At 41.3% G+C, this 12,478-nt stretch carries 10 protein-coding genes and 3 pseudogenes; 11 read left to right on the forward strand and 2 right to left on the reverse strand.

The genetic code is table 11. The annotated features are described in order from the left end of the window. Nucleotides 1-437: 437 nt before the first annotated feature. The 4 genes and pseudogenes from ACM0OX_RS29025 to ACM0OX_RS29040 all read left to right on the forward strand — a co-directional run bounded on the left by ACM0OX_RS29025 (nucleotide 438) and on the right by ACM0OX_RS29040 (nucleotide 3,093). Nucleotides 438-977, forward strand: coding sequence for a DUF2267 domain-containing protein (locus ACM0OX_RS29025; protein WP_414518463.1), 540 nt, complete (start codon nucleotides 438-440; stop codon nucleotides 975-977). Between the two features lie 133 nt (nucleotides 978-1,110). Next, nucleotides 1,111-1,209, forward strand: a pseudogene (locus ACM0OX_RS29030) (Uma2 family endonuclease); the annotation flags it as partial. Further along, nucleotides 1,196-2,395 carry a DUF262 domain-containing protein gene (locus ACM0OX_RS29035; protein ID WP_414518464.1) on the forward strand — a complete coding sequence of 400 codons (1,200 nt, stop codon included), beginning with the start codon at nucleotides 1,196-1,198 and terminating at the stop codon, nucleotides 2,393-2,395. The pseudogene ACM0OX_RS29030 and the gene ACM0OX_RS29035, both read left to right, overlap by 14 nt. Nucleotides 2,396-2,397: 2 nt before the next feature. Then, on the forward strand, nucleotides 2,398-3,093 hold the full coding sequence (locus tag ACM0OX_RS29040; RefSeq protein ID WP_414518465.1) for an MAE_28990/MAE_18760 family HEPN-like nuclease: 696 nt from the start codon (nucleotides 2,398-2,400) through the stop codon (nucleotides 3,091-3,093). Here the strand turns inward: ACM0OX_RS29040 and ACM0OX_RS29045 are convergent. Together ACM0OX_RS29045 and ACM0OX_RS29050 are read right to left on the reverse strand one after the other, a co-directional pair. Continuing rightward, the gene (locus ACM0OX_RS29045; RefSeq protein ID WP_414518467.1) at nucleotides 3,090-4,130 is read right to left on the reverse strand and encodes a DNA cytosine methyltransferase; all 1,041 of its coding nucleotides are present in this window, start codon (nucleotides 4,128-4,130) and stop codon (nucleotides 3,090-3,092) included. The two genes, ACM0OX_RS29040 and ACM0OX_RS29045, sit on opposite strands and share 4 nt — an antisense overlap. Nucleotides 4,131-4,268: 138 nt before the next feature. Next, a pseudogene (locus ACM0OX_RS29050) lies at nucleotides 4,269-5,598 on the reverse strand (site-specific integrase). A gap of 285 nt (nucleotides 5,599-5,883) precedes the next feature. Here ACM0OX_RS29050 and ACM0OX_RS29055 point away from each other — a divergent pair. The 7 genes and pseudogenes from ACM0OX_RS29055 to ACM0OX_RS29085 all read left to right on the forward strand — a co-directional run. Beyond that, nucleotides 5,884-6,051, forward strand: a pseudogene (locus ACM0OX_RS29055) (nitrogenase molybdenum-iron protein alpha chain); the annotation flags it as partial. Nucleotides 6,052-6,257: 206 nt separating this feature from the next. Continuing rightward, complete coding sequence (nifK, locus tag ACM0OX_RS29060) at nucleotides 6,258-7,793, forward strand: nitrogenase molybdenum-iron protein subunit beta (RefSeq protein WP_323201376.1); 1,536 nt, start codon at nucleotides 6,258-6,260, stop codon at nucleotides 7,791-7,793. 120 nt (nucleotides 7,794-7,913) lie between these two features. Beyond that, the gene (locus ACM0OX_RS29065; RefSeq protein ID WP_414518468.1) at nucleotides 7,914-8,261 is read left to right on the forward strand and encodes a Mo-dependent nitrogenase C-terminal domain-containing protein; all 348 of its coding nucleotides are present in this window, start codon (nucleotides 7,914-7,916) and stop codon (nucleotides 8,259-8,261) included. A gap of 106 nt (nucleotides 8,262-8,367) precedes the next feature. After that, nucleotides 8,368-9,750 (forward strand): nitrogenase iron-molybdenum cofactor biosynthesis protein NifE, encoded by a 1,383-nt coding sequence (nifE, locus tag ACM0OX_RS29070; RefSeq protein ID WP_414518485.1) that lies wholly within the window; start codon nucleotides 8,368-8,370, stop codon nucleotides 9,748-9,750. Nucleotides 9,751-9,910: 160 nt separating this feature from the next. Further along, entirely contained in the window at nucleotides 9,911-11,248 is a 1,338-nt protein-coding gene (nifN, locus tag ACM0OX_RS29075) for a nitrogenase iron-molybdenum cofactor biosynthesis protein NifN (RefSeq protein WP_414518469.1), read from the forward strand. A gap of 268 nt (nucleotides 11,249-11,516) precedes the next feature. Beyond that, on the forward strand, nucleotides 11,517-11,930 hold the full coding sequence (nifX, locus tag ACM0OX_RS29080; RefSeq protein WP_114083657.1) for a nitrogen fixation protein NifX: 414 nt from the start codon (nucleotides 11,517-11,519) through the stop codon (nucleotides 11,928-11,930). Then, complete coding sequence (locus ACM0OX_RS29085) at nucleotides 11,927-12,403, forward strand: NifX-associated nitrogen fixation protein (RefSeq protein ID WP_118163723.1); 477 nt, start codon at nucleotides 11,927-11,929, stop codon at nucleotides 12,401-12,403. Before nifX ends, ACM0OX_RS29085 begins: the two co-directional genes overlap by 4 nt. The last annotated feature ends 75 nt before the right edge of the window (nucleotides 12,404-12,478 follow it).

Raw genomic sequence — 12,478 nt, forward strand, 5'->3', positions numbered from 1 at the left:
CTAATTCCTTTTGATTTGCGTTCTCTCATATCGCTTTTAGTCTAAACTCCAGTTTCTAAGCCATTGTTAGGAACTTTGATATAGGAAGTGTGAATTTCGATGTTTGTTGTTTCTAGCATCTTTGTTTCGGCTGCTTTTATACTAACTCATCTATTTTGACTGTTTTTTGATACCAATGGGCGATGTCTAGAACGAGCAAAAACACCAAGAGTATTGCTCTACTCAATAGATATGATATTTCCAGAAATTAAATATGTGTTAGCCAGAACCTTTTTAGAGAGGTAGTTCTATTACCTATATCTATGCAAATCAGATGAATTTCTAACTTTTGAATAAATGGCATATCAAACTTCTGGATGATACTAAGGGTTTTTGATTTGTGCGACCTTACATAGAGCAAGCAGAAAGACTCAAAAATTAAGAACCATAACAAAACAATGACCGATCAAACATTTAAGACAAATATTCCAGAAGTTGACCCAACGGAGATTGAAGATAATCGAACTGCGATCGCAGACGAACATCGCTCATTTCTAGAAAAAGTCCAGGTTAAAGCTGGATTTGCAGATCCTTATGATGCAAGAGACTTTACCGAAGTTGTGTTTCGCGTCATGCGCGACTTAATGACAACAGAAGCTAGCGATCGCGTCGAGGCAGAATTGCATACAGAGGCAGTGCCTACAGATGAGAAAGCGCTCCAGTTTGAGGTAGCTGAACTCTGGAAAGACACTAACCCCATTGTGAGATTTTTAAGTCGAATCCGTCAACCTTTAAAAGGCCCGGCTCCCATTGGAATTGATTCCAAGCTATTTCTGCGGCGGGTTGCTAATGAAGGAGGGATTCCAGGAACAGTTGACGCAGAACAGGCAGTTAAAGCGGTATTTTCTGCTACCAAAGACGAACTTTCCCAAGAGCGGATTCAGGAAATTGCTGGCTGGCTTCCTGACTATATACGTCAGCTTTGGGAGCAGGCTTAATTAGAAGGCTAAAACAAAGTCAAGTCTGTTTGTGAGTAGCGATCGCAAACAGACTTTTTCAATAGGTTTAGCCTACAGCAAACTCTGTATACTGCCTTACATGAGGTGCATGATATGCGATCGCTTACGACCTATGATTTCTACCATCTCGCGCCGCTACAGCTTGGATGAATATCGTGCGATCGAAGAAAAAGCCGAAGGACGCAGCGAATATCGAGATGGAGACTCAATTTATCAGTAAAAGATTAAATATCGTAGATGTCTTAATAGAGGTTTCAGTATTCTATACTTCTAATGTATGTATTTTGCCAGAGATGGAGATTAAAATGCCAAAAGCCCGAAACATACCACCAGAGCCAGAGATTACTGATGAGCAAAGAGAAGCTGCGGAAGAAGAAATCCGTGAAAAGCAGAAAATAGTTGACTACGATACAAAAGAATACCCGGTAGAAGTCCTTGTTCAGAAATATAGAGAAGGGCTAGATGAGGACATTAATGAACTATACATACCAGACTATCAGCGGGACATGATTTGGCCCGATGATCATCAATCAAAATTTATCGAATCCATTTTTCTGGGATTACCAATTCCATATATTTTTGTTGCCGATCTCCGACCAGAAGAAAAAGAAGATTTAGCTCGGCTAGAAATTGTTGATGGAACTCAACGCATCCGCACTTTGGATAGGTTCCTTAAAAATGAATTAAGATTATGTGGATTAAAGAAGCTAGAAAACCTCAATGACTTTAAATTTAGCGACTTGTCGCTTGCACGGCAGAGACGATTTAATCGGGCTACTATTCGCATGATTGTACTTACTGACAAAGCTGATGAGGAGGTGCGTAGAGATTTGTTCGAGCGTATTAACACAGGTAGTATTGCATTGAATGATATGGAGAAACGGAGAGGTATATCTCCTGGCCCATTTGTCAAGCTACTAGAAGAACTTGCAAAGGAAGCAAAGTTTGTAAAACTGTGCCCCCTATCTGAAGCATCACGTCGCAGCCGAGAACCAGAAGAATTTGTACTACGCTTCTTTGCATACTTAGATAATTACAAAAATTTTGACAAGTACGTCAATGTATTTTTAAATGAGTATCTAGAAACACATAATAATTCAAAAATTAACAAAGATGCTTTTCGGAATACATTTCATACAATGCTGGATTTTGTTGATAAATATTTTCCTAATGGATTTGCTAAAGCAAAAGGTCATGTCAGAACACCTAGAATTCGCTTTGAAGCTATCTCTGTAGGTGTCGCACTTGCGCTGCGAGAGAAAAACGATTTGGAACCAAGCTCAATAGATTGGCTTGACTCAAAAGAGTTTAAGGAATATACAACTTCTGATGCAAGCAACTCTAAACCTAAAGTAATTCGGCGTATTGAGTACGTGCGCGATCAACTTCTAAATTAGCTATGCAAACAGTTCTATTAGATTTCAATACTCGTGTTCAAGAAATTAATGAATATTTTTTATTTTTAGAGGAATTAATTAACGAGACAACTAAATTAGTTGTATTAGAGGATGGTGGGAAACAAAATATTAAGGCTATTGATCCTGAGTTGGCTAAAACCCTAAAAGCCAACGGTTTTCTACTACTCTACAATCTTATTGAATCAAGTATGAGGAATGCAATTGAAGCTATTTTTGATGAGCTAAAAGGTAAAAAAGTTTCTTTTAATTCTGTCAGAATTGAAATCAAAAAAGTTGTACTTCAAAACTTCAAGAATCGTTCTCCTGAAGATATACATTCTAGGATAACAGATATTTCTCTTGATATTATTACTGCTGGATTTAAAAGTAGAGAGTTATTCTCAGGAAATATTGATCGAGATGAAATTACAAAGACAGCTAGGAAATACGGTTTTTCTTGTGATACAGATTACTCTAAAACAAGGCATGGTGAAAACTTATACAGCATTATGCGGAACCGTAACGATCTAGCTCATGGAAACAAATCATTTTCTGAAGTTGGTAAAGATACAAGTATCGGAGACCTTCTAAAATTTAAGGAAGAGGTAATAGAATATATTGGACAGATATTGGAAAATATTGAAAAGTATTTAAATGCGAAAGAATATTTGGATTCTTCTTGTGTAAGCACTCTTTAAATAACTTGATTGATATGTTGCAAAATGCTTTGAGCAATAACTTGACCTAGTTTGACAGGAACAGCATTTCCAATTAATCTTCCTACATGAGCAAACACAACAGGTTCATCAGTGGCTACAAATTCATAATCTGGTGGAAAAGTTTGTAATAATGCTGCTTCTCTAAGAGATATAGCCCGATCTTGTTCAGGATGTCCAAAGCGTCCATTACCGAAACCAAAGCACTGTGTAGTGATGGTTGGGCTAGGCTGATCCCATTCCATCCTACCGTATACTCCTGAATAATTTTTACCACTGGTTTTCGTGTGACATTTAGCTATTAAGTCTTTAGACCAATCACGCCAAGTTCCACCAGGTTTGGAAGCACGAATACGTTGAAGATTTAAAGGAGATAATTTACTGCATTGATGAAGTCTATCAGTTTTAGATGCTTGACCTGCCAAAAGAGGTTCCAGATGTCCGATTGTTTTACGTACTGTTCTGTATTTTTCGCTATTATGAGTAGGTTTAATCAAGTCAATTTTACCGAACTTTGAAGCAAGAAGAACTAAACGTTTTCGAGTTTGAGGAATTCCATAATCTGAACAATTAACTTCGTAAGTTTCAAATGAATAGCTTAAATCCTCTAACAGCTGGATAAATTCAGAAAAAACTGAGTGGTACTTTAGCTGAAGTACGTTTTCCATCGAAACAATTTCAGGCTCGCACTCCTGCACAAGACGAGAAAAATCTTGCACAAGCTTCCATTTCGATTCTTTATCCGTGTAACGTCTTGAGTAGCTTGAAAAAGGTTGACAAGGGGCACAACCTGCTAAGACCTTAACACTACTGGCAGAAAAGTGTTTTGCCAAATCAGAGCCGTTAACACGCTCCACATCTTCTAGTATGAATTCTGCTTTAGTGTTGCGTTCATATGGAAATTGACACGCTGGATCAATATCATATCCAGCTCTAACTGGAAGACCTGCTTGCTCAAACCCATAAGTAAGTCCACCTACACCACAAAACAGATCAACTGTAGAGATGCTGTCAGCCATTCACTTCCTCTTCTTGTTGGTATATACTAACCAACGAGCTAGTCTAGCCTATTTGCATACGGACTACAAGATAGCGAGTTAGCAGATTTACTTTTAAGTAGATCCGACAACCCTATTTTAGCTGATTTATGAGCAAATTCAACTATGCTTGTAAACCATCTCCATTTTCATTTTCTCAATATCAAGTTTTAACTTGTCATTCTCCATTCTCAACGTAGCATTCTCCTCTCTAATCAACTCAACTTCATTCCTCTTACTCAAAGCCTGATTAATCGCTAACTTCCGCATATCTAGCGAGAACCAACGCTGATAAGTTTGCGTGTGAACTTGCACACTATGCCCCAAATTATCCGCCGCCGCTTTAATTGGAATTCCCAAAATATGCGCCCGAATTGCCCAAGCGTGACGTAAATCATAAGGCTTAAAATCCAAACCTATTTTGCGAAACCACCAACTTACTCGCTGTGTTAACGCCGTTATCTCAGCATGATTAGTATTATCTTTTTTTGCGATCGCACTTCTCAACATCTCTAAATATTTTGGATTTCTCAAATCAAAATCCTCAATCCATTGTCTATGTAATGGCAATGCTTGTCTCTCACCAGTCTTAGAATCCTTATGAACTTTCCATGTCAAATCTACATTTTCTTGACTCAACCACCAATCAATATCGGGATTAATAAAAAGTTCCCGTGGACGTAAACCAAAAACGGCTAACATTCCATACGTCCAGCGCCAAAGTTGCCAGCTATCTTGAACATTTTGATTAACTTGATTACCTCTTCTATGGTGGTAATCTTCAAACTTGAGAATTCCCTCAGATATTTCTGCATCGGTCGGTATATTTCGGGAATTATTCTCTGGCATCTTGGAATATTTTGATAAATCAATTTCGATATTGAATGTCACACAAAATGCTGCGATCGCTCTAGCTGCATTATACTTAGCCCATTCTTTATCGATTTGTTCAATTGAACTTATCAGATTCTCAGCAGTTGCCAAATCTTGAGGATTGGTAAATCTCTTGGTGCGAGAAAAGTAATAAAAAAAAGTATGTTCGCTTTTAGTTGTGCGTTTGTGAGTTTTAAAATACTCTTCTTCAAATTTTTCAAGTAATTCCCCTATAGATTGAAAATCTTTTCTAATTGCCTCATTTCCTAAATATTTATCATTCCATTCAAAAGTTTTACGAGCGATTAACTTACCTAATTCATAGGCTTCTTCCTCAGCCGTCTTGAGTCCATCCAAATTAGCGGGAATATTCAAACTGAGATTGTATTGCTTTCTCCCAGTACCGTTGCTATCTTTGTCTCCCGGTTTAATTGGTAAAGTCGCTCGTAATTGCAGACTTCCATTCGATTCTCTAATTGTTACCTTTGCCTTTGCAGACTTCAAACGCAGATTAACTTTCTCTAATTCTAATAGTACTTTCGTTTTCATCGTGCGCTCTTTGTTGCTGTGATTGCAGAGATAAACATAAACATCAGGCGGTGTTGCATATTTGTAGGATGGGCATCTTGCCCGTCCCTTGTATTTCCAGGCGGGCAAGATGCCCACCCTACAAGAATCATCACTTTATTCAGCAACGCCTTGGCTCAGGACAACATTTAGATGATGCGTGAGTCCTGAACCTGATTATGCATCGCTGTGTTTTTAGCCTATATTTAGGCTAAAAATAAATGTGTTCTCAGAAAACAATGTTTAGCAGAGACATTGCTTACTGCAAACATTAGGCTAGTGAAAAGAATTAAACCACAAAAAGGATTACTCCGGCCCTTATCACGGTTATGACGGCTTCGCCATCTTCGCTCGCGATATGGACTTGGCACTCAACAGCCCAACTTGGTCATTAATTGGCGCTCCTTGGAATGAAAAAGCTCAGGCTAAGAAGGCTGAAGCTAAGGCTAAGGCTGCCGTCTAAGGAAATGGGAGAGAGCGATAAGTAAGGATAACCTGGGGCTAAAACCCCAGGGGGGAGTTGGGAATCCAAAATTCAAAACTGAAAAATTAAAAATTTCTTTTGATTTTTGCATTTTGAATTTTGAATCATATTCCCATCTCCCACCCCCGCTTCAAATCCTTATTCCTCAATCAGTAAAAGAATTCAGTAAGCTTGGAGATCCAGAAATGCCTCAGAATCCAGAAAAAATTCAAGATCACGTCGAGTTATTCCACCAGCCTGAGTACCAACAGCTATTTGAAAACAAAAAGCAGTTTGAAAACGGTCACGAACCCGAAGAAGTACAACGGGTTGCAGAGTGGACAAAGGGTTGGGATTATCGTGAAAAGAACTTCGCTCGTGAAGCTTTAACCGTTAACCCTGCTAAAGGTTGTCAACCACTAGGAGCAATCTTTGCTGCTGTTGGTTTTGAAGGTACTCTACCTTTCGTTCAAGGTTCTCAAGGTTGCGTTGCTTATTTCCGCACCCACTTAACCCGTCACTACAAAGAACCATTCTCTGGTGTATCTTCTTCAATGACTGAAGATGCAGCCGTGTTTGGTGGTCTGCAAAACATGATTGACGGGTTGGCGAACTCTTACCAACTGTACAAGCCTAAGATGATTGCTGTCTGCACCACCTGTATGGCAGAAGTAATTGGTGATGACTTACAAGCCTTCATCAACAACTCTAAGCAAGCTGGTTCAGTTCCTCAAGATTTCCCAGTACCTTACGCTCACACCCCTAGCTTTGTCGGTTCCCACATCACTGGTTACGACAACATGATGAAGGGAATTCTTTCTAACTTGACCGCAGGTCATAAGAAAGAAACCAGCAATGGTAAAATCAACTTCATCCCAGGTTTTGACACCTACGTAGGCAACAACCGCGAAATCAAGCGGATTGCTTCTTTGTTCGGCTTTGACTACACAATTCTAGCCGACAACAGCGACTACCTCGATTCACCAAACACAGGTGAATTCGATATGTACCCAGGTGGAACAAAGTTAGAAGATGCAGCAGATTCAATCAATGCGAAAGCTACGATCGCACTGCAAGCACATTCTACACCCAAAACCCGCGAGTACATCGAAAAAGAATGGAAGCAACCAACCTCAGTTTCCCGTCCTTGGGGCATTAAGGGTACTGATGAGTTCTTGATGAAACTCAGCGAATTGAGTGGTATCCCCATTCCTGAAGAATTGGAAATCGAACGCGGTCGTGCAGTTGATGCCATGACTGACTCTCACTCATGGATTCACGGCAAGCGCTTCGCTATCTACGGCGAACCAGATTTAGTATACAGCGTAGTTGGCTTTATGCTAGAAATGGGTGCTGAACCTGTGCATATCTTGGTTCACAACAGCAACGAAGTATTTGAAGCAGAAATGAAAGAACTGCTTGCTTCTAGCCCCTTCGGTCAACATGCAACTGTTTGGCCTGGTAAGGACTTGTGGCACATGCGTTCATTGTTGTTCACCGAACCAGTAGACTTCTTAGTTGGTAATACATACGGTAAGTACCTGTGGCGCGACACCAAGATTCCCCTCGTGAGAATCGGCTACCCCATCATGGATCGCCACCACCTACACCGCTATGCCACCATTGGTTATCAAGGTGTGATCAACCTCCTCAACTGGACTGTAAACACCCTGTTTGAAGAAATCGATCGCAACACCAACATTCCTTCTAAGACAGATATTTCCTACGACTTGATTCGTTAGAAATTGCGTAGAAACACAACGTGTTAATTAAGGGGAGAAAATAATTACGAATTACGAATTACGAATTACGAATTATTTTCCCCCCTTTTTCTTGATAGCATTTACCCAAGGAATTGATCAATGGAAACCATCAATCACACTCACGAACACATTCACACTCATCCTCATCCTAATTACCATCCACCTAACCAGAAAAAACCAGGATGGTTCCACAATCTTCTTAATCCGTTGCGCCGTGTGGTAGATGGAATTCAGGTTAAAAATAATCGCTTCGCTCATCTAATTTGCCAAACAATTCCTTGTTGTTGTCCCTTTGAGCGACAAATTAAATTATTTGGGAAGACTATTGATATCCCACCACTATGTAAACTCAATCCTTTATATGACGAATTTGTAGGATTGCGTTTCCGCGCTCTATCTTACCTCGCTGATGTATGTGGAGAGGATGTCACAAGATACATTTGTTAGTCATGGGTCATTGGTCATTAGTCATTAGTTATTAGTCATTAGTTGTTAGTTATTCAAATGACAAATGACAAATGACAAAGGACAATTAACAATTAAGAGAAGAGAGATGAAAAGCACCCAAGGTAAAATCAACGAGCTGCTGACTGAGACAGGATGCGAACATAATCAGCACAAACAAGCGGAAAAGAAAAACAAGTCTTGCGCTCAACAGGCACAACCTGGCGCGGCTCAAGGGGGCTGTGCCTTTGATGGTGCAATGATTGCTCTAGTGCCGATCGCAGATGCAGCGCATCTAGTCCACGGGCCGATCGCCTGTGCTGGTAATTCCTGGGGCAGTCGTGGTAGTCTGTCGTCTGGCCCTCAACTCTACAAAATGGGCTTTACGACTGACTTGGGTGAAAATGATGTCATCTTCGGTGGCGAAAAGAAACTCTACAAAGCGATTCTGGAACTCAAAGAGCGCTACCAACCAGCAGCAATATTTGTCTATGCCACTTGTGTTACAGCCTTAATTGGCGATGATATGGATGCTGTCTGCAAAGCGGCGGCTGAGAAAATTGGTATTCCTGTTGTTCCCGTCATTGCTCCAGGATTCATTGGCAGTAAAAATCTGGGCAACCGTTTTGGCGGTGAATCTTTATTAGAATATGTTGTCGGAACAGCAGAACCGGAACATACAACGCCCTATGATATTAACTTAATCGGTGAATACAACATCGCCGGTGAAATGTGGGGAGTAACACCACTGCTAGAAAAATTAGGCATCCGTATTTTGTCTAAAATTACGGGCGATGCTCGCTACAATGAAATTCGCTACGCCCACCGCGCCAAGCTCAACGTCATGATCTGCTCACGAGCGTTGCTCAATATGGCGAGAAAGATGGAGGAGCGTTACAACATCCCTTACATTGAAGAGTCTTTCTACGGCATCGATGATATGAATCGCTGTCTGCGAAACATCGCTGCTAAATTAGGCGACGCTGATTTACAGGAGCGGACAGAAAAGCTAATTGCAGAAGAAACGGCTGCTTTAGATTTGGCACTGGCTCCTTATCGCGCTCGACTCAAAGGTAAGCGGGTTGTTTTATATACAGGTGGTGTCAAGAGTTGGTCGATTATATCGGCTGCTAGAGACTTAGGCATTGAAGTTGTTGCTACCAGTACTCGGAAAAGTACTGAAGAAGATAAAGCCAAAATCAAGAAGTTGATTGGCAACGATGGCATCATGCTAGAGAAAGGCAACGCTCAAGAATTGCTACAACTGGTTAAAGACACTCGCGCAGATATGCTGATTGCTGGTGGACGTAACCAATACACAGCTTTGAAAGCTCGAATTCCTTTCCTTGATATCAACCAAGAACGCCACCATCCTTATGCAGGTTATGTGGGAATGATTGAGATGGCGCGGGAACTGTACGAAGCTCTGTATAGCCCGATTTGGGAACAAATACGCAAACCCGCTCCTTGGGAAGAAGAGGAGGAAGTTTAATGGCGATCGCAACGTTCCTAGATCCCTTGGTGACAACACCAAATTCTCATCTTTTTCTCTCTGTGCCCTCTGCGTACTCTGTGGTTCAAAAAAATCATTTTTCAACCGCAGAGGCGCAGAGAACGCAGAGTAAAGAGCTTGCAAATGAGGAGGTAGTTTAATGGCGATCGTTACCGCTTCTAACAAAGCACTGACAGTTAATCCTCTCAAGCAAAGTCAAGCTTTGGGCGCAACCTTAGCCTTTTTGGGATTGAAAGGGACAATGCCCTTATTCCACGGTTCTCAAGGTTGTACTGCTTTCGCTAAAGTTGTCCTCGTGCGGCATTTCCGGGAAGCGATTCCTTTAGCTACGACGGCGATGACGGAAGTCACTACTATTTTGGGTGGTGAAGAGAATGTGGAGCAAGCAATTCTGACTCTGGTGGAAAAGGCTAACCCAGAAATTATTGGTTTATGTAGTACTGGGTTAACGGAAACTAGAGGCGATGACATTGAGGGTTTTCTTAAGGAAATCCGCGATCGCCACCCTGAATTGAATGATTTAGCGATCGTTTTTGCACCTACCCCAGATTTTAAAGGTGCGTTGCAAGATGGCTTTGCTGTTGCTGTGGAAAGCATAGTTAAGGAAATTCCTCGCGCGGGTGGACTCAGAACTGAACAAGTCACGATTTTGGCGGGTTCTGCCTTCACACCTGGGGATGTACAGGAAATCAAAGAGATAGTCACATCCTTTGGATTAGTGCCGATCTTTGTACCCGACCTTGGCGCTTCTCTAGATGGTCACTTAGAGGATAATTATAGTGCGGTTACAGTCAGTGGAACTACCTTAAAACAGCTACGAGAAGTAGGTAGTTCTGCCTTTACCCTGGCATTAGGTGAAAGTATGCGGGGGGCTGCCAAGATTCTGGAAGAACGCTTTGGCACACCTTATGAGGTGTTTGGCGAACTGACGGGATTAGAACCAGTAGATGAATTTATCCAAGCATTGGCGATTCTGAGCGGTAACAGCGTACCCGAAAAATACCGCCGCCAACGTCGTCAGTTGCAGGATGCAATGTTGGATACTCATTTTTACTTCGGTGCAAAACGAGTTTCTTTAGCACTAGAACCAGATTTGTTGTGGTCAACGGTGCATTTCCTACAATCGATGGGAGCGCAAATTCATGCAGTGGTGACAACCACGCGATCGCACCTCTTAGAAAAACTCCCGGTTAAAAGCATTACCATCGGCGACTTAGAAGACTTTGAGAGTCTAGCGGGTGGTTCTGATTTGCTAATTGGTAACTCGAATGTGGGTGCGATCGCAAAACGCCTCTCGATTCCTCTTTATCGTCTAGGATTGCCCATTTATGACCGCTTAGGTAATGGTCAATTTACTAAAGTTGGCTATCGAGGCACGATGGAGCTTTTATTTGGCATCGGCAACCTATTTTTAGAGGCAGAAGAAGCGAGAGTTAAGCAATTCCAAGAGTTCGGAACTGTGAGCGCTGAGTTTTGAATTCTTCTTCAAGAATTCAGGGGTCAGAATTCAGAATTCACAATGCTTTCTATCTAAGTTGTGAAAATGACTGTTTTAACGAACCGCAGAGGCGCAGAGAACACAGAGGAAAGAATCAACAGAAATTTTCACAAATGATTCAGGACTGGTATAAATATGCAGATTTAGTTTTGCCAGTCAAACTCTAATTACTTCTGAATTCTGACTCCTGACTCCTGGATTCCTTCTTACTAATTCAAAATTCAAAACTTTAGAGAGGAGAATTACAATGAAAATAGCCTTCACGACGAGTGACCGAGTTCATATTAACGCCCACTTCGGATGGGCAAAAATGATTGATGTTTACGAAATTACCGATGAGGGATATCACTTCGTAGAAACCCTCAATTTTGAAGGCGAACTCAAAGAAGATGGTAACGAAGACAAAATCAACCCAAAACTTCAGGCAATAGGCGACTGTACGATTGTTTACGTAACAGCAATTGGTGGTAGCGCCGCCGCTCGGTTAATCAAGAAAGGTGTCACCCCAGTGAAGGCGCGATCGGAAGAAGAAGAAATTAGTGAAGTGCTAAACAAGCTAGTGAAAACCCTCAAAGGTAATCCTCCACCTTGGTTGCGTAAAGCTTTACAGCCAAAAACCACAAACTTTGCTGATGAAATTGAAGACGAAGCAACAGTATGACCGCAAATAATAGTGTGAACGGAACCGCTACAACTGAAGTCTTGAACTCACCTTTTCTTAAGGTATTAATCAAACAAATCCGTGGTCAAGACAGCTATGGAGTTTATCGTACTTGGTCGGATGAGTTGATTCTCAAACCCTTTATTGTCACCAAACAAAAGAAACGGGAAATTTCCGTTGAGGGCGAAGTTGATGCGGTAACTCAAGCCCGAATTATGGCATTTTTTCGGGCTGTAGCTGCTGGGATTGAACAAGAAACAGGTTTAATATCCCAGGTTGTAGTTGATTTGAGCCATGAAGGATTTGGCTGGGCGCTAGTTTTTTCTGGTCGTCTTTTGCTAGCTGTGAAAACCTTGCGAGATGCTCATCGCTTTGGCTTTGACTCGCTAGAAAAATTGGCAGAAGAGGGAGAAAACTACGTCAAAAAAGGTCTTGATTTGGCGAAACGCTTTCCTGAAGTTGGCAAAATTTAAATAGTTAGGAGTGAGGAGTTAGGAGTGAGGAGTTGAATTAACTATTAACTGATAATTCCTGATCTACAGTTCCTA

The organism is Nostoc sp. PCC 9305 (assembly GCF_963920915.1).
Lineage (GTDB): Bacteria > Cyanobacteriota > Cyanobacteriia > Cyanobacteriales > Nostocaceae > Nostoc.

Coding starts and splice junctions, on each gene's coding strand:
- ACM0OX_RS29025 (WP_414518463.1), top strand. CDS start 438: ATGACCGATCAAACATTTAAGACAAATATTCCAGAAGTTGACCCAACG.
- ACM0OX_RS29035 (WP_414518464.1), top strand. CDS start 1,196: ATGGAGACTCAATTTATCAGTAAAAGATTAAATATCGTAGATGTCTTA.
- ACM0OX_RS29040 (WP_414518465.1), top strand. CDS start 2,398: ATGCAAACAGTTCTATTAGATTTCAATACTCGTGTTCAAGAAATTAAT.
- ACM0OX_RS29045 (WP_414518467.1), bottom strand. CDS start 4,130: ATGGCTGACAGCATCTCTACAGTTGATCTGTTTTGTGGTGTAGGTGGA.
- nifK (WP_323201376.1), top strand. CDS start 6,258: ATGCCTCAGAATCCAGAAAAAATTCAAGATCACGTCGAGTTATTCCAC.
- ACM0OX_RS29065 (WP_414518468.1), top strand. CDS start 7,914: ATGGAAACCATCAATCACACTCACGAACACATTCACACTCATCCTCAT.
- nifE (WP_414518485.1), top strand. CDS start 8,368: ATGAAAAGCACCCAAGGTAAAATCAACGAGCTGCTGACTGAGACAGGA.
- nifN (WP_414518469.1), top strand. CDS start 9,911: ATGGCGATCGTTACCGCTTCTAACAAAGCACTGACAGTTAATCCTCTC.
- nifX (WP_114083657.1), top strand. CDS start 11,517: ATGAAAATAGCCTTCACGACGAGTGACCGAGTTCATATTAACGCCCAC.
- ACM0OX_RS29085 (WP_118163723.1), top strand. CDS start 11,927: ATGACCGCAAATAATAGTGTGAACGGAACCGCTACAACTGAAGTCTTG.